The following is a 17,529-nucleotide window of genomic DNA, read 5'->3' as shown; positions in this document are numbered from 1 at the left end:
AAGAAAAAGAAATTAAACAGCAAAATAGTGAAATGAATATTACTGATGAACAACAAGATTTTCTTGGTATAACAAATATAAAAAAGCTTAGTGCAGCTTCAAAACGTGCTTTAGAATGGGACATGGCACTAGGAAACGAATGGTTTTTTGAATACGAAGTATTTGATTTAAAAGGTGACTTAGCCTATGAAGAAGGTGTCGTTCGTAGAGACCCAAGTGCTATGATTAAAGAGAATGGAAAATACTATGTTTGGTATACAAGATCTACTGGTCCTACTGATGGTTTTGCTGGAGATATTGAAAAGAGTAAAGTTTTTCCTTGGGACAGATGTGATATCTGGTATGCAACCTCTGAAGATGGATTAACATGGAAAGAAATAGGTCCTGCAGTAAAAAGAGGAGACAAAGGCGCTTATGATGATCGTTCAGTATTCACTGTTGAAATTATGAAACATGAAGATACGTATTACCTATGCTATCAAACTGTTAAGTCCCCTTATACTGTAAGAGTTAAAAATCAAATAGGATTGGCATGGTCAAAGTCTATAGATGGGCCATGGGAAAAGTCTAAGAAACCTATTTTAAGTCCTGCTGATAATGGTATATGGAAAGGCGAAAAGCAAAATCGTTTTGCAGTTGATAAAAAAGGTGATTTTGATAGTCATAAAGTCCACGATCCTTGCATTATTCCTTATAACGGGAAATTCTATTTATACTACAAGGGAGAGCAAATGGGTGAAGCCATTACATTTGGTGGTCGTCAAATAAGACACGGAGTTGCTATAGCTGATAACCCAAAAGGCCCATATGTAAAATCAGAATACAACCCTATTTCAAATAGTGGTCATGAAATTTGTGTGTGGCCATATAATGGAGGAATAGCATCTTTAATTACTACAGATGGACCAGAAAAAAACACAGTACAATGGTCTCCAGATGGTATTAACTTTGAAATAAAAGGAGTTGTGAAAGGAGCTCCTCATGCTATTGGCTTAAATAGAACAGCTGATACTGAGAAAAACCCAACTGAAATATTGCGTTGGGGACTAACGCACCAATATAAAACAGGAGATTATCAATATATAAGAGGTTTTAGAACTTGGAATAAAAAGCACCACACAGCTAAGGGAGAGAGCAAAGAATAACACATCTTACTCAAACCTACTTGATCGAAACCTACTTGACTAAAATTACTAACTAAACTAGAATTATGTCAACAAAACAACTTTATGTTATCCGAATAGCTGCAATTGTTGCGCTAGGTGGATTCCTATTAGGCTTTGATGCATCGGTCATTTCAGGAGTAGTAAAATTTATTGAACCAGAATTTGATCTTACAAAACTCCAACTAGGATGGGCTGTAAGTTCGATTACGTTAACAGCTGCAGTAGGAATGATGATAGCCGGTCCAATGAGTGATAAGTATGGTAGAAGAAAGCTTCTAAAGTACGCCGCAGTTCTTTTTACTATTTCTGCCGTTGGTTCAGCTTTAGCAGGAACATTTTTCTGGTTAATTATTTTTAGAATGATTGGTGGTTTAGCCGTTGGTGCTGCACTTATAATTGCACCCATGTACATAGCTGAAGTAGCTCCACCCGAAAAAAGGGGGCAATTAGTATCATTTAACCAATTAAATATTGTTATTGGTATCTCGATAGCTTTTTTTACCAATTACCTCATTCTAAAATGGGGTAATTCTGATTCTGCCTGGGCAGTATCAATGGGGTTTGGTAAATGGAACTGGCGCTGGATGCTTGGTTTAGAAGCCATACCTGCACTACTCTATTATTTTGGACTCTTTATAGTACCTAGAAGCCCAAGATGGTTAATGGTTCAAAACAAAAAAGAAGAAGCGCTAGAGGTAATGCAAAAAGTGCTATCTGAAGAAGATGCACTACAACAAATTAAAGAGGTTGAACAAAGTATTTCTGAAGATAAAAACAAAAAGAAATCGAAGCTTAACGACCTATTCAAAAAGTCTATGCGAAAGGTTATTGTTATAGGTTTAATTGTTGGTGTCTTTCAGCAAATTGTGGGTATAAATGCAGTGTTATTCTATGCCCCAATGATTTTTGAACAAACAGGAATCGGTACTGATGCCTCATTTATTCAAGCAGCTCTTGTTGGGTTAACAAATCTTGGCTTTACAATTGTAGCCATATTAACCATTGATAAACTTGGTAGAAAACCTCTTCTTATTATTGGGATGGCTGGAATTGCTATTTGTTTGTTTCTGCTAAGCTATGGGTTTAATGATGCTACCTACACCCTTACAGAAGAAGCTATAGCTGGTTTACCAAATGAAATTAACAAAGAGCATCTTGCGCCTTTGCAAGATCAAGTTTTTGAAAATGACTTAGACTTTAAAGCTGCTATTGTTTCAGTTCTAGGTGAGGATTCAGCAAGTACATATGAATCTGCTTTAGTAACAGCTTCAGCCAAAATGAACACCTTATTAATTCTTATTGGCATAATAGGTTTTGTAGGCGCTTTTGCTATGTCAATAGGTCCTGTTATGTGGGTGTTGTTTTCCGAATTATTTCCAACAAAAATCCGAGGTATTGCTATTTCCTTTGTTGGTTTAATTAATCTAGCTGTTGCCTTTTTAGTTCAACTCCTATTCCCATGGGAACTTTCTAAACTTGGTAATTCAATGACTTTCCTTCTTTTTGGAATTTTTGCCGTTATAGGTTTTGTTTTAATTTGGATAAAAGTTCCAGAAACTAAGGGCAAATCCCTTGAAGAACTCGAAGATATTCTAATTAACTAAATGAAATGAAAACTATTCCAAAACTAAAGCCTTTAAACTATGTAATTTTATTATCATTAATTATCGCTTTAAATATTGGACACAAAGTATATGCGCAGAAAGAAAATAGCATATTGGTTTTATTAGATTTTGATGATGATTTTAGTAATTCGCAAATAAAAACAGAGGACGCCTCATTCGAAGTAATAAATGATTCGAAAAGCAATATTTTAAAAGTTAATAGTGGCTATGAAATATCTAAGCCTGGAGTAATAATTACCCAACCTAAACATAAACCTTGGAATCTATCTGGTTATCAACGAGTAAAGGCCGATGTAACTAATATTGGAGATGAACAAATTCAAGTAGAGTTTTTTGTAGGTAACGATCCTGACGATTTAGTAAAATGGTATTGTTCAGATTACGTAGACTTAAATCCTGGAGAATCAAAAACTATCTCAGTTGATTTGGCTTGGACACCATGGATCTTTTTACCCCAATTAGATGTCAAAGGCATGCGAGGAGTGCCTGGTAAACTTAAAACGGATATAAAAAAAATAAATCAAGTATCTTTTAATTCGCGTTATGCTACAACAACTACAAATTTTACAGTAGATAATGTAAGAGCTGAGAAAAGGCTTAAAATACGTAACCCTGAAAACTTCTTCCCTTTTATTGACGGGTTTGGACAATATATACACGCAGATTGGGATGGAAAAATGCATTCAATTGATGAGTTAATAGAAAGCGGTAAAAAAGAGCAGGCTTCATTAAATAATAAACTTGGGCCTGAAGGCTTAGGTAAATTTGGTGGATGGGAAAAAGGACCTCAATTAAATGCTACAGGTTTTTTCAGAACTCAAAAATATAATAACAAATGGTGGATTGTTGATCCTGAAGGATATCTTTTCTGGACGGCAGGGTTAAATTGTGTGTCTTCCAAAGCTGCTTCAACGGGTATTTCTCATAGAAAAAAATACTTTAAGCATTTACCAAAAAAGGATACTGAATTTGGCAAGTTTTATGGCACTGGAACATTTGCTTCTCATGGATTTTATAAAGATAAATTACCATATGAAACCTTTAGTTTTTACCAAAGCAATCTTTACAAAAAATACGGAAAAGACTGGTTAAATACATTTAGAAGTACCGCGCATAAAAGAATCAAAAATTGGGGAATGAATACCATTGGTTTTGTGTCTGATTTCGGAGCCACAAGACAACATAAAACGGCATATGTAGGATCAATTTGGATTAACAATACCCCAAAAATTGAAGGTTCTGATGGATTTTGGGGAAAGTTTCATGATGTATTTGATCCAAAATTCAGAAAAGCCGTAAAAAAGTCTGTAAAAATGCAAAAAGAAGGTGCTAATGACCCCTGGTGCATTGGCTACTTTGTGGATAATGAATTGTCTTGGGGATTACCAGGTTCCTTAGCTATAGGAACGTTGAAAAGTCCTGCCGAACAACCGGCTAAAATTGAGTTCGTAAAAGTTCTTAAATTAAAATATAAAACTATTGAAGCTTTGAACTTAATATGGAACACCTCATATACGTCATGGGAAAACCTACAAAATTCAAATGCAGTTCCGAACAAAGAAAATTCAAAACAAGATTTACTCGATTTCTATAAGCATATTGCCGAAACCTATTTTAGAACCATAAATGAAGAGTTAAAAAAGGTAGCTCCTAATCAAAATTATTTAGGATGTAGATTTGCTTGGGCAAACAATGATATTGTTTTAACTGCGGCAGGCCGCTATTTAGACATAATGAGTTTTAATAAATATGAGTATAGTATCGAAAATTTCAAACTTCCTGAAGGAGTCGATAAACCTGTAATGATAGGTGAATTTCATTTTGGCGCTTTAGATAAGGGAAGTTTTCATTCTGGTGTTAAAAAAGCTAGAAATCAAGTAGAACGCGGACAGATGTACCAAGATTATATTCATGGTGCTTTAAGACACCCTAATATTGTTGGTGCGCATTGGTTTCAGTATTTAGACGAACCCAATACTGGACGTTTTGATGGTGAAAATTATAACGTCGGGTTTATAGATATTTGTGATAACCCATATGAAGAATTAATTGAAAAAGTCAAGGAAACTACATATTCAATGTATGACTATAGAATCAACAATTCTACAAAACAAAAACAAAGTAAAAATTAAATGAAAAACATCAGTCAAGAAGAAAGAGAATATTTATCAAGTAAAGGTATAAACTCTAATGAAAAAGTTGTTTTTGATTTATGTGGAAACAATTGGCAGTTTGAAGGAATTCGTCCTGATGAAGGTGTTAAAATAGGTTTTCATGAATTAAATTTTGATATAACTGGTGATTCCTTTAACTGGAGTTTTGCCAAGGTTCCTGGTGATGTTTATACAGACTTATGGAGAGCCGGACGTATTGAAGACCCTCATTTTGGACGAAACAGTTTAAAGGCTAAGTGGGTTCCGGAAAACGAGTGGTGGTATAAACGACAGTTTGATGTACCCAAAGAAATGCATGGAAAACACATCCAACTTGTTTTTGATGGGATTGATTTTGGATGCGATGTATGGTTAAATGGCAAGTTTTTGGGTACTCATGAGGGTATGTTTTCTCAGTTTAAGTTTGATGTATCAGAAACCATAAGGTTTGAAAATTTGCGCTTTGGCACTAATGTATTAATGATTCGCTTACATCCTGCTCCGAGACGCTATAGTCAGGTCGCAGGACGTAAACCGGCATGGCATGGAGACTATTGGGTAAGCTTACCTCCTACCGGTATATGGAAACCAGTTTATTTAGAAGGAACAGGAAAGGTGACCATAGAAGATACTTATATTAAATCAACTATTATTTCAGAAAACTCAGCTACTTTAGACGTTGAAATTGCCCTTAAGAATCATGTCGTTTCGAAAAAAGAAGTAAATGTAAACCTTAAAGTTAAAGGTGACAATTTTGAATCTGAAACTTATGAAACCAATCAGTCTCTTTCAATTTCGGAAGGTGATAATAACATCGAATTAAGTTTAAATATTGATAATGCTAAATTATGGTGGCCATGGGATTTAGGGGATCAAAATCTATATATAGCTGAAGTTACCATTACAGAAGATAAAGATACTTTATTAGATACTACGACTACTTCTTTTGGAATTAGAGAAGTTGAAATGGTGCATAACCCAGGGTTTACCAGAGAGCAAGTTGAAAATCCTTGGACCGTAATGATTAATGGTAAACGCCATTTTATGCGTTCGGGAACTTGGGGAGGACCACCCGATATTTTTATGGGGAGAGCACATCCAAGTAAGTATAAAGAGCTCATTCGTTTGGCTAAAGAAGCAAATTTTAATAATCTTCGAATTTTTGGTTGGCATCCCGAAGAAATTCCTTTGTTTTATCAATTATGTAATGAAGCTGGAATAACGGTATGGCAAGATGTTTTACCTTTAGCCAGTTTGTCGTTACCAGAAGACCAAGAGTTTAAGGATGCAGTGTTTAGTGAAGCAATTTCATCAGTAAAAGCGCAACGTAATCATCCATGTATTGTACTTTTAGAAGGTTCAGAAGAATTATTTATGACCGCTTCCGATCCAGAGCATAATCTTAAATTTGTAAATGAGTTAGGGGAAGCAATCAAACCTTACACGTCATTATACTATATTCCTTCTTCTCCTTTAAGTGATGAAGTTGGGTTAAATCTTGGTTTTAAACCTAATGAGAGTTTTCATGCGAATGACTTATTTTACGGTGAAGGCGAATTTGTAATGGAAGAGTATTTTCCAAGTTTAGACTATGCTGTAATTCCAGAATTAGCCATTTCCTCTTGTCCTAATGTTGAAAGTATTAAAAAGTTTATTCCATCTGACGAAATTTGGCCGCCTGGTCCAAGCTGGGGACACCACTGGACAGATTTTGATGCTCTGCGAACTTTAAACTTTGAAGTTTTAGGAGATCAGTCTAGAGATGGACTTGAAAAATTTGTTGAAGCTACTCAAATAGCGCAAGGTGTTATTTTTCAGTATGCTTTGGAACATTTTAGAACACGAAAACCTAAAACTAGTGCTATTTGTATTTGTCACTATATCACATTTGCACCAGATATGAAATGGGGAATTGTAGACTACTATCAAGAAAAAAAGACATCTTTTGATTATGTTAAAAAGGCATATCAACCTCTCTTAATTACCATGAAACATTATGATAGGCGTTGGCTACCTGGAGAAATGTTTATAGGCGAATTATGGGTTGTTAATGATTTCTACAAATCCTTTAATAATTGTACGGTAACCATTGATTTTTTGGATAATAACAAATCTATTATTCAAAAAGAAAAATTTGAAATATCAGAAATTAAGGGAGACAGCTCAAAGAAATTTGCTGATGTTTCATTTAAAGTTCCAGGCCATATTGGGGACAATTTTTATACTGAAATTTCACTTACAGATCTTGAAGGTAATACCTTATCTAAGAATGATTATATGTTATTGGTTGCTGACAAAGAAAAAGATCGCAAAAAGCTTAGAGCAATTGGACTAGAGGCCTTTGATATAAAACAAAAATATGGTTGGGCAAATTACTTTAGGTACTACCCAAGTTTAGGTGGTGAAGCAGGTTTTACTGAAGCCGATGAAAAAATGCCCATAGCCAGAGGTTTTGAATAATTTATTTTTAATCACAATAGTTACTTTATAAAAAAAGCTTTAAACAAACTCTGTTTAAAGCTTTTTTACTAGCTACTAATCATTATTACTTATATTATAAAAATGCTTAATAAAATAATTCAACAACTATTTTAATATAGTTCTCTTTCTATGGATATACTTTTTTAAATAAATTTTGAATCTCTTTTTTCTATAAAAGCCATTAAGCCTTCCTTGGCATCTTCTGTATCATATAAAGAATCTGCTAATTTTGTTTCCAATTCAAGAGCTGCTTTCAAAGGCATTTCTAAACCTTTGTATACACTCTGCTTAACTGCGCTCATAGCCTGTAGAGGTCCCTTGGCCAATTCTTCAAGGTATACTTTAGTTGATTCTTCAAACTCATCTTTAGGATAAAAATGATTTACCAACCCTAAATCAAATGCCTGATCCGGCAATATAGATTTACCAGTTATTAATAACTCTAAAGCTTTACTTTCGTTAATTAACCTAATTAAACGCTGAGTTCCACCATTACCAGGCATTAACCCTAACTTTATTTCCGATAGACCTAAATAAAACTCCCCATCACAAGCTACTCTCATATCACATGCTAGTGCAAGTTCTAATCCACCACCAAGTGTATGTCCATCCAAAATTGCTACAGTAATTTTTGGACTTTCCGATAATTTGTTAGCTACAAGGTTAGCTTGCCTAACCATGTTCTTATTTTCAGCAATTGTATTTTCTTGAAAAACCTTGATGTCAGCCCCAGCACAAAAAAATTTCGTTAATTCACTTTTTAAAGCAATAACTTTAACATCCTTATTTGCAATAGCTTCATCAATAGTCTCAGACATAAGTTTCATAAAATTTATGTCATAACTATTAGCTTTGGGTTTATTAATTATAATATAACCTACTCTATTTTGTACTTCAAGCCTTATATATTTCATATAGAATAAGATTTATTAATTAAAAAATTCAATTATTTAAAAAAGCTATAACACTTTTACCATTTTCCTAATTATACCCAAATATTTCTAGTTAAGAATGGTATTACAATTAAAACATTATTTCCGAAGATTGAAGCTCAATTCTAATGTTTCTAGAGACTGTCAAGTTTTTTTCAAGTAAGCTGAGTTACATTTTAAGCCAAGTGCACGAATAACAAATATACATCATAGACTTGTCAAGTTTTTATACTAGTAAGAAAATACAATTCCTAATTTGTGCTTTTACAAATAAGAACACATCAAATAAACATATCAATAACAGGTTTCCCAAAAATACTGGTTTACAATCCAAACAACCTTGGCAAAAACATTGATATTTCTGGAATAAAACTAATAAGCATTAATACCGCTACCATAATTGTTAAAAAAGGTAATAATGGTCTGATAACCTGAGTAACAGGAATTTTTGCAACACCACTACCTACAAATAATAAAGTCCCCACAGGTGGGGTACAAATACCAATACATAAATTTAACACAATTACAATTCCAAAATGAACAGGGTCCATACCTAAAGCGGTTACAACAGGTAAAAATATTGGTGTGAATATCAATACCGCAGGAGTCATATCCATAAATGTTCCAACCACGAGTAAAATAATATTAATTGCTAAAAAAATAGCAAATTTGTTATTTAAAGACTCCAACAAAAAAGAACTTATTATTTCGGGAATACCTTCAAAAGAAAATAGCCAAGACATAGCCATTGAGGTACAAATCAAGAACATAACTACGGCGGTAGTTTTTCCGCTAGATAATAATATAGCAGGGAAATCCTTAATTTTTATATCACCATAAATCAATGATAATATTGCAGCATATAATACTGCAATTACAGAAGCTTCTGTAGCCGTAAATACTCCAGCGACAATCCCTCCTACAACTATAACCAATAATAGTAAACTGAAAAAAGATTTTCTAAAATAGGTCCATACTTCAAATAAAGAAGCTCGTTTTTCCTTTGCAAAGCCTTTACTAATTGCGATGAACGCCACATACCCCATAATTGCAAAACCTAGTAATATTCCGGGTAGATAACCGGCTATAAATAGAGCAGCAACAGATGCTGAACCTCCGCTTGCCAGTGCATAAACAATTAGAATATTACTTGGTGGAATTAAAAGCCCTGTTGTTGATGCTGTAATATTAACTGAAGCGCTCAAAGTTCTTGGATAACCTTCATCTTCCATTCTATCTGTCATGATCGAACCAATGGCAGATGCTGCTGCAACGGCTGACCCGGATATCGCACCAAAAAGCATAGATGCTAAAACATTAACATAAGCTAATCCTCCCGGAAGACTTGCGACTATGGATTTCGCGAAATTAATAAGTCTATTAGCAATTCCCCCACGTTTCATGATTTCACCTGCTAAAACAAAAAAAGGAATCGCCAATAAGGCAAAACTATCAATCCCTGTTGTCATTCGTTGAGCTATCGTTGTTAAACCGGGCATTTTGTCAATATTTAACAATAAACTTAGAGTAGTCGAAATCCCTATGCTATAGGCAACAGGCACCTTTAGCAGTAATAATGTAAAAAAGCTTACAAACAACACGACAATACTAATTACCTCAATACTCATTATTTATTATTTGTTTTAATTAGAGTATATATGTGATATACAGAAAAACACATAATCAAAAGGCCACTAAAAGGTAAAATAGCGTAAATATACCCCAAAGGAATTCTCATAGTTCCAGAGAGTTGTTCTAGGTGCAATGTGGTATAAACCAAATTTAAGCCCCCAATAACCATTACTGCAAGTGCAAAAAGAAATACTAAAACCTCAATAAGCATAGCCCCCTTTATTTGATTAGACTTAGAAAGTTTTTGAAATAAAAAATCCATTGACAAATGCTCCTTTTTCGCATTGAGATATGCTGCCCCTAAAATAGTCATCCAAATCAAAGCAAATCTTGCAAACTCTTCTGTCCATGTAAAGGATGTCCCTAAAACATATCTCGAGAGCACTTGAAACAACACATCCAAAACCAACAAAGCGAAAATGATAATTAAAAACCACTCAAGTATCTTGTTTATTTTATTGAAAATAATCGCAGATTTTCTCATATCTATTGATTTTTAATTTGGTTTACAATAAGAGCCATTTCGGGAAACTCTTGAATAAATGCGTCCATTACAGGTTTTGATTTTTCTGCAAATATTGATTTCTCAGGAATTATGACTTCAACACCCCAATCCTGCGCAATTTTAATAGATTCTTCAACAGATTCTTTCCAAAATACTTTTTGAGCTTCAGCAGATTCGTCTGCAGCTTCTTGTACCCACTTTTTCTCTATATCAGATAATTTATTCCAATACTTGGTGCCAATTAAAAGCACATCTGGAATAGAAGAATGTTGATCTAATGTGTAATACTTAGAAATTTCGTAATGGTTTGATGAGACGAAGGAAGGTGGATTATTTTCTGCGCCATCAACCACACCTTGCTGGATAGCAGTATATAACTCTCCATACGCTAACGGTGTTGCTGAACCTCCCATTGAATTAACCATATTAATCGCCATTTGGTTATTCATAACTCGAATCTTAAGTCCCTTTAAATCATCTGGAGTTCTAATCGCTTTCTGGCTAGTATAAAAACTTCTACTTCCCGCATCATAGTAACACAGTCCTCTCAACCAAAATTTTGATCCTTTTTCTAATATTGATTTTCCAATTTGACCTTCTAAAATATCAAACTGATGTGTTTTATCTTTAAACAAATAAGGTATGCCCAAAATGTGGTACTCTGGAACAAAATTCGACAAGGTTGCAGCACTTACTTTTGTGGCGGCTACACTCCCTATTTGCAATAATTCCAAAACTTCCCTTTCTGAACCTAGCTGACCATCTGGAAAAATCTTTACTTTTAAATTCCCAGAAGATTTTAACTCCAATGCCTTCTTAAATTCCAAAATACCCTTATGTACGGGATGTGTTTGCGGTAATGTATGCCCTAAATAAATGACTTTAGCACTGCCCTCTTTTTTACACGAAGTAAAAACAATAAGCAAAATTATTAAGAGTAATATCTTCTTTATCATTAAAGGACCTTTATTTAATCAAACTTAAAATAATTTACTGCATTATTATAGCATATGTCTTGAATCATTTTTCCTAAAAATTCAAGATCATTTGGAACTAAACCTTTATGTACATCTTGTGCTATCATATTACATAAGATACGTCTGAAATATTCATGCCTTGGAAAAGACAAGAAACTCCTACTATCTGTTAACATACCAACAAATCGACTTAAAAGACCTAAATTGGACAACGTGTTTATTTGTTTTTCCATACCGTCTTTTTGATCTAAAAACCACCACGCCGCTCCCCATTGCATTTTACCTGGAGTATCAGCATTATTAAAATTCCCCATCATAGTACAAAACACTTCGTTTTGAGAAGGGTTTAAATTGTAAGTAATAGTCTTAGCTAATTGATTGGATTCATCTAACTGATTAAATAATTTCGACATAGAATCTGCTAAAGAATAATCTCCAATAGAATCGCATCCTGCGTCCGCCCCAAATAACTTTTGCAAACGCTTGTTGTTATTTCTTAGCGGCCCTAGATGATACTGTTGCACCCATTTTTTCTCATGGTACTTTTTAGCAAGATGAATACATATAGCCGATTTATATTTGTCTATTTCTTCTAAAGATAATGTCTCTCCATTTAAGAACTTATTGAATATTTCGGATACCTCATGAGTTTTATAATCAACAATAGTAAAGGCACCACTAACTCCATAGTCTGATAATCGGCAGCCATTACGATGAAAAAAATCAATTCGAGAATCTATAGCTCTTATAAATTCTGAAAAAGAACTGATTGAAAAACTAACTGCTTTTTCAAGCTTCTCTAAATAAACTTTGAAAGTATCTTGTTGAATAAAAAATAGGTTGTCAGAACGAAATGTCGGATAAACCTTGGTATAGAAATTTTGATTTGCTATTTGTTGATGGTACTCTAAACTATCTACCGGATCATCTGTTGTACAAACGACTTCAACCTTCATTTGTTCTAATAATTGGGCTGGTGTTTGGTTAGCTAAAAAGGTATTTGCTTTTTTATAAATAAAGGCAGCTGTGCGGGGTTGTAAAATATCATTTATACCAAAATAACGCTTCAGTTCAAGTTGTGTCCAGTGAAATAATGGATTACGCAATGTATACGGTACTGTTTCTGCCCATTTTATAAATTTATCTTCTAAGGACGCGTTGCCCGTAATAAATTGTTCTTCTATCCCATTAGCACGCATTCCTCGCCACTTATAATGATCCTCTTTTAACCAAGCCTCGGTAATGTTCTTAACGGGGTTGTTTTCAGAAATTAATTGTGCCGATAAATGATTATGATAATCAATAATAGGTAAATCTTCAGCATAATCATGATATAGCGTTTTTGCTATGTCGGATTCTAATAAGAAATCTTCAGTAATAAATGTACCCGAATTTATTACACTCATATAATATGACTTTTAGAAATTCCTAGAGCTAATCCTCGCAACTCAGCTAATCCTCTTAGGCGACCAATTGCAGAATAACCAGCGTAAGTATTATTGTTTTTTAAATCATGAAGCATTTGATGTCCGTGGTCTGGACGCATCGGTAACGAAACACCTCGATCTTTTTCTATTTTAAGAACTGTTTTTACTACTTCATACATATCTGAAGAACCTCCCAGATGATTGTCTTCATAAAAACTGCCATTTGCCTCTCGTTTTACATTTCTTAAGTGTAAAAAATGAATTCTATGTTTAAACTTTTCAATCATTTTCGGCAGGTTATTGTCTGGATTTGCACCTAATGACCCTGTGCAGAAGGTAATACCGTTTGAAGGGCTATCTATAAAGTTGACCAAATCATCTAAATCACGTTCAGATTTAATAATTCTGGGTAACCCCATAATATCTATTGGTGGATCATCTGGATGAATTGCCATTTTGACACCCAATTCCTCACAAAGAGGGATAATTCTATTTAAAAAATAAGAAAGGTTCGCTTTTAAATCTTCATGACTAACGTTATCATATTGAGCAATCATATCCTTAAAAACAGGAATAGTTAAATCATCAACTGTTCCGGGGAGTCCTTTCAAAATACTGTCTTCTAATCTTTGTTTTTCATCATTGCTCATACCCTTAAAGCTCACTTGGGCTTGCTCTAAAATATCTAATGAATATGAATTTTCAGCTCCATTTCGTTTCATTATAAAACATTCGAAAACTGCCATTTCAACTTTGTCGAACCTTAGTGCAGTACTTTTATCTTCTAATTCCCAGAATAAATGGGTACGCGTCCAATCTAACACTGGCATAAAATTGTAACAAACATTTTTAATACCACATTGAGCTACGTTTCTTAAACTTTGTTTATAAACTTCAATCCGTTCCTCATAATCGCCAATACGAAGTTTGATATTTTCATGAATGGGGATACTTTCAATAAACGACCACTTCAAACCTGCATTTTCTATGTTATCTTTTACTTTTTGTATTTCGCTAATCGTCCAGAGTTCGCCATTAACTATATGATGCAGCGCAGTAACAACTCCTGTTGCCCCTGCTTGCCTTATATCTGATAGTTTTACAGTGTCAGACTCACCAAACCATCTAAACGTTTCTTGCATTATATTTTCATATTATTAAACACCACTAAAAGCGCTAAAACCACCGTCAATACTTATTACTGTTCCTGTAATAAATTTGCCTGCATCCGAGGCTAATAAATGAACAGCTCCGTTAAGTTCTTCGGCATTACCAAATCGTTTCATTGGTGTGTTTTGTAGTATTGTATTTCCTCTTTCTGTTAATGACCCATCTTCATTGGTTAGCAATTTTCTGTTTTGATCAGCAATAAAAAAACCTGGCGCAATAGCATTTACTCTAATTTTATCTCCAAATTTCAAGGCCATGTCTACGGCCATCCACTTTGTAAAGTTTTCCATAGCTGCTTTAGATGCCGAATAACCTACAACCCTAGTAATTACTTGAGGTACTGCCATTGAACTTACGTTTATAATTGATCCATTTCCTTGTATTGACATATGTTCTCCGAATACTAATGAAGGCACAACAGTTCCCATTAAATTGAGATCTGTAACTTTCTGAAAATCTGGAATTGACATATCGAATAATGAATCATGAGGGGAAATAGTTGCACCAGGCATATTACCCCCAGCGGCATTAATTAAAACATCAATTCGTCCCCAAGTACTAAGAATTTTTTCTTTAACTGTTATTAAATTTTCTCTATCTAAAACGTCAGCTTTAAATCCTTTTGCCTTTGTTGTAGATATAGAATTAGCAAAGGTTTCTGCTTTTTCTCCATCTCTACCTAAAATCACAACCTTTGCGTTGGAATTAACAAAGTACTTTGCAATATTTGAGCCTAACACACCATAACCTCCGGTGAGGATTATAACTTTATTCTTTATATTAAATAAGGTATTCACTTATTCGATGTTTTATTGATTATAAATAAAAGATTCATAACAATTGATTTATTATGAATTTCGAAAGTAAAACTAAATAAATAACTTATTAGCTTTTGTAATCGATTACTCAAATATATTTATTTACTTATTTGTAAACAAACTTTTGTTATAAATACTTGAATCTTCTATTAAATATTTATTCTTTAGCCGCTAATCATTCTATTGTATACCACCTTACTATATATTCAAATAATGTGATGTACATCAAAATTACTTTTAATAAAAATAAACTACTTTTAAAGCAGCAATATAACTAGAACTTCTGCCCTATGGAGAAGAAAACAACGATTTACGACATAGCAAAAAAACTTGGAATTACGGGTGCAACAGTATCAAGAGCCTTAAATAATAATCCTAAAATAAGTAAAGCAACAAAAGCCTTAGTTTTAAAAACTGCAGTTGAAATGAACTACGAGCAAAATAAACTTGCACTTGCCTTAAAAAGTGGAAAAAGTTTTAATGTTGGTGTTGTTGTTCCTAGGATTGATATGATTTTTTTTGCTTCTATAATAAGAGCTATTGAAGATGAATTAGCACCTCATGGATATCATATTATAATTTGCCAAACACATGACGATGAGGAAAAAGAAAATAAATACCTAGACACTTTATTAAATGCGCAAGTTGATGGAATTTTAATTTCGTCTTCGAATAAAAAAACTAAACCTTTTAACCGTGTCCTTTTAAAAAACATTCCGTTAGTATTTTTTGATCGAAAACAAGTGATGAATGGTGTGAGCTCTGTAACAATTGATGATTTTGATGGAGCTTATAAAGCCACAAAACACTTAATAATGGAAGGCTATACTCGGATAGCTCATTTTTCTGGAAATCGAGATATTGATATTTATAAAAATCGATTTCTAGGCTATAAACAAGCCTTAATTGACCATGATATTAAGTTCAGCACCAATTATGTTATCCAAACTCCAAGTAATACCGTGGCTGGAAGGCAAGCCTTAAAACAGTTATTAAAACTCAAACAAGCACCAGATGCCATTTTTTCTGCAAGCGATTTAGCTGCTTTGGGGGCTATTCAAGAATTAAAACAGCACAGCATAAAAATTCCAGATGAATTTGCCGTAGTAGGATTTAGTAATGAACCTTTTACAAAATTCATGGAACCTTCTATTTCAACGGTAGACCAATCTCCCTTAAAAATGGGTGAAATAGCGGCACAAGTTTTCTTACAGCAGGTAAGTAATAGTTCAGGAAAAAAAGTCAAAAAAAACATCATATTGCCACCTGAATTAATTATTCGAAAATCATCTTCAAAACTATCCAATTAATTTTTGCCATGATACCTATTATTAAGCCTTATTACATAGCTTTATTACATGTTTTTTAGTTCAACCACAACTATTAGTATAGATTAACAAGCTTTATTCTCTCTATTAGAGTCATCTAAGTCTACTTTTTATGGACTCCCCTATCTTACAAGTAAAATAAACAATTCACTTACTTAATCAATATCATTATATAAATAAATCATTTGTTACTACAATTACAACATATATCACTTTCTATATCATTTAAAATATATAATTTTAACCAAAAATTTTTAGTAAATAACTCATCTAAAAAAGCTTTTAAACAAAAAAAAATAAATGAAATATATAGTTTGTGAAAAACCTGGTGAATTCAATTTAAAAGAAAAAGAAGCTCCAGTTAGGAAAGAAGGCGAAGCTCTATTACAAATAAATAAAGTAGGTATATGTGGAACCGATTTACATGCATACGCAGGGAATCAAGCGTTTTTTACGTATCCAAGAATATTGGGGCATGAATTAGCTTCGGAAGTTTTAGAAATTAGTGAAAATGAACGGGGCATAAAAGCAGGAGATAAAGTAGTTGTTATGCCATATGTAAGTTGTGGCAAATGTATAGCTTGTAGAAATGGAAAAACCAATTGCTGTACAAACATTACGGTGTTAGGAGTACATGGAGATGGTGGTATGCAGGAACAAATTACAGTACCAGCAAATATTTTATTGCCAGCCAATAATTTAAGTAATGACCAAATGGCCATTGTAGAACCATTAGCAATTGGAGCACATTCTATTAGAAGAGCCGATATAAAACCTGGAGAAACTATAGCCGTTGTTGGCTGCGGGCCAATTGGTATTGGTATCATGAAATTAGCACAAATAGCAGGAGCTAAAGTGATAGCTATAGATATGAATGAACAACGTTTACAATATGCCAAAGAAAAAATAGGTGTAGACTATATCGTAAAAGCAGGAGAAAATGCCGTAAATGAGGTGTCTGAAATTACAAATGGTGATCTATGTACGGCTGTTTTTGATGCATCTGGCAATAAATATGCTTTAGAGGCTTGTCCAGATTATATGGCTCATGGTGGACGTTTTGTATTAGTTGGTTTATCTAAAGGGGAATTGACATATACGCACCCTAAAGTACATGCCAAAGAAATGACTTTAATGTGCAGTAGAAATGCTACTACCGAAGATTTTGAACACGTTATTAATGTCCTAGACCAGTTTCCAACAGAATCTTTTATCACACACAATGTGTCATTTACAGAAATGATCGAAAATTTTGATAGTTGGTTAGATCCAAAAACAGGAGTTATAAAAGCAACCGTAAGTTTCAATTAAAAAA

General features: G+C 33.6%; 13 protein-coding genes. 6 read left to right on the top strand and 7 right to left on the bottom strand.

Translation table 11 applies throughout. The annotated features are described in order from the left end of the window. Positions 1-32 precede the first annotated feature (32 nt). The 4 genes from Q0857_RS15735 (at position 33) to Q0857_RS15720 (ending at position 7,404) form a co-directional block, all read left to right on the top strand. Positions 33-1,145 (top strand): family 43 glycosylhydrolase, encoded by a 1,113-nt coding sequence (locus Q0857_RS15735; protein WP_298537626.1) that lies wholly within the window; start codon positions 33-35, stop codon positions 1,143-1,145. Between the two features lie 65 nt (positions 1,146-1,210). Then, the gene (locus Q0857_RS15730) at positions 1,211-2,770 is read left to right on the top strand and encodes a sugar porter family MFS transporter (RefSeq protein ID WP_298537451.1); all 1,560 of its coding nucleotides are present in this window, start codon (positions 1,211-1,213) and stop codon (positions 2,768-2,770) included. 5 nt (positions 2,771-2,775) lie between these two features. Then, the gene (locus Q0857_RS15725) at positions 2,776-4,923 is read left to right on the top strand and encodes a beta-galactosidase (RefSeq protein ID WP_298537448.1); all 2,148 of its coding nucleotides are present in this window, start codon (positions 2,776-2,778) and stop codon (positions 4,921-4,923) included. Further along, complete coding sequence (locus tag Q0857_RS15720) at positions 4,924-7,404, top strand: sugar-binding domain-containing protein (RefSeq protein ID WP_298537445.1); 2,481 nt, start codon at positions 4,924-4,926, stop codon at positions 7,402-7,404. 164 nt (positions 7,405-7,568) lie between these two features. On the opposite strand, the gene Q0857_RS15715 is transcribed toward Q0857_RS15720, so the two are convergent. From Q0857_RS15715 to Q0857_RS15685, 7 genes are all read right to left on the bottom strand, one after another. Further along, a complete protein-coding gene (locus Q0857_RS15715) occupies positions 7,569-8,339 on the bottom strand; it encodes an enoyl-CoA hydratase/isomerase family protein (protein ID WP_298537441.1) in 771 nt (256 codons plus the stop codon). Positions 8,340-8,680: 341 nt separating this feature from the next. Further along, on the bottom strand, positions 8,681-9,985 hold the full coding sequence (locus Q0857_RS15710; RefSeq protein ID WP_298537438.1) for a TRAP transporter large permease: 1,305 nt from the start codon (positions 9,983-9,985) through the stop codon (positions 8,681-8,683). Beyond that, positions 9,985-10,473, bottom strand: a complete 489-nt coding sequence (locus Q0857_RS15705) for a TRAP transporter small permease (protein ID WP_298537435.1) — start codon at positions 10,471-10,473, stop codon at positions 9,985-9,987. Before Q0857_RS15705 ends, Q0857_RS15710 begins: the two co-directional genes overlap by 1 nt. 2 nt (positions 10,474-10,475) lie before the next feature. Beyond that, the gene (locus Q0857_RS15700) at positions 10,476-11,450 is read right to left on the bottom strand and encodes a TRAP transporter substrate-binding protein (RefSeq protein WP_298537432.1); all 975 of its coding nucleotides are present in this window, start codon (positions 11,448-11,450) and stop codon (positions 10,476-10,478) included. A gap of 14 nt (positions 11,451-11,464) precedes the next feature. After that, positions 11,465-12,877: a glucuronate isomerase gene (gene uxaC / locus Q0857_RS15695; RefSeq protein WP_298537431.1), complete on the bottom strand. Its 1,413-nt coding sequence runs from the start codon at positions 12,875-12,877 to the stop codon at positions 11,465-11,467. Further along, positions 12,874-14,040, bottom strand: a complete 1,167-nt coding sequence (gene uxuA / locus Q0857_RS15690) for a mannonate dehydratase (protein WP_298537428.1) — start codon at positions 14,038-14,040, stop codon at positions 12,874-12,876. The genes uxaC and uxuA overlap by 4 nt, the downstream gene beginning before the upstream one ends. 15 nt (positions 14,041-14,055) lie before the next feature. Continuing rightward, positions 14,056-14,865 carry an SDR family oxidoreductase gene (locus tag Q0857_RS15685; RefSeq protein ID WP_298537426.1) on the bottom strand — a complete coding sequence of 270 codons (810 nt, stop codon included), beginning with the start codon at positions 14,863-14,865 and terminating at the stop codon, positions 14,056-14,058. Between the two features lie 311 nt (positions 14,866-15,176). Between Q0857_RS15685 and Q0857_RS15680 the strand changes: the two genes are divergently transcribed. Together Q0857_RS15680 and Q0857_RS15675 are read left to right on the top strand one after the other, a co-directional pair. Further along, positions 15,177-16,196, top strand: coding sequence for a LacI family DNA-binding transcriptional regulator (locus Q0857_RS15680; protein ID WP_298537423.1), 1,020 nt, complete (start codon positions 15,177-15,179; stop codon positions 16,194-16,196). A 318-nt stretch (positions 16,197-16,514) separates the two neighbouring features. After that, positions 16,515-17,525: a zinc-binding alcohol dehydrogenase family protein gene (locus Q0857_RS15675; protein ID WP_298537420.1), complete on the top strand. Its 1,011-nt coding sequence runs from the start codon at positions 16,515-16,517 to the stop codon at positions 17,523-17,525. Positions 17,526-17,529 lie beyond the last annotated feature (4 nt).

Origin of the sequence: uncultured Algibacter sp., assembly GCF_947495925.1 — a bacterium.
In the GTDB taxonomy this organism is placed as follows: Bacteria; Bacteroidota; Bacteroidia; order Flavobacteriales; family Flavobacteriaceae; genus Algibacter_E.
Note: the sequence above shows the minus strand (reverse complement) of the source record. Positions and strands in the feature narration are given on the sequence as shown.

Bases quoted from the DNA above. Each gene is read 5' to 3' on its own strand.
- Q0857_RS15715 (WP_298537441.1), bottom strand. From the start codon at position 8,339: ATGAAATATATAAGGCTTGAAGTACAAAATAGAGTAGGTTATATTATA.
- Q0857_RS15710 (WP_298537438.1), bottom strand. From the start codon at position 9,985: ATGAGTATTGAGGTAATTAGTATTGTCGTGTTGTTTGTAAGCTTTTTT.
- Q0857_RS15675 (WP_298537420.1), top strand. From the start codon at position 16,515: ATGAAATATATAGTTTGTGAAAAACCTGGTGAATTCAATTTAAAAGAA.
- Q0857_RS15735 (WP_298537626.1), top strand. From the start codon at position 33: ATGAATATTACTGATGAACAACAAGATTTTCTTGGTATAACAAATATA.
- Q0857_RS15700 (WP_298537432.1), bottom strand. From the start codon at position 11,450: ATGATAAAGAAGATATTACTCTTAATAATTTTGCTTATTGTTTTTACT.
- Q0857_RS15705 (WP_298537435.1), bottom strand. From the start codon at position 10,473: ATGAGAAAATCTGCGATTATTTTCAATAAAATAAACAAGATACTTGAG.
- Q0857_RS15730 (WP_298537451.1), top strand. From the start codon at position 1,211: ATGTCAACAAAACAACTTTATGTTATCCGAATAGCTGCAATTGTTGCG.
- Q0857_RS15725 (WP_298537448.1), top strand. From the start codon at position 2,776: ATGAAAACTATTCCAAAACTAAAGCCTTTAAACTATGTAATTTTATTA.
- Q0857_RS15680 (WP_298537423.1), top strand. From the start codon at position 15,177: ATGGAGAAGAAAACAACGATTTACGACATAGCAAAAAAACTTGGAATT.
- Q0857_RS15720 (WP_298537445.1), top strand. From the start codon at position 4,924: ATGAAAAACATCAGTCAAGAAGAAAGAGAATATTTATCAAGTAAAGGT.
- uxaC (WP_298537431.1), bottom strand. From the start codon at position 12,877: ATGAGTGTAATAAATTCGGGTACATTTATTACTGAAGATTTCTTATTA.
- uxuA (WP_298537428.1), bottom strand. From the start codon at position 14,040: ATGCAAGAAACGTTTAGATGGTTTGGTGAGTCTGACACTGTAAAACTA.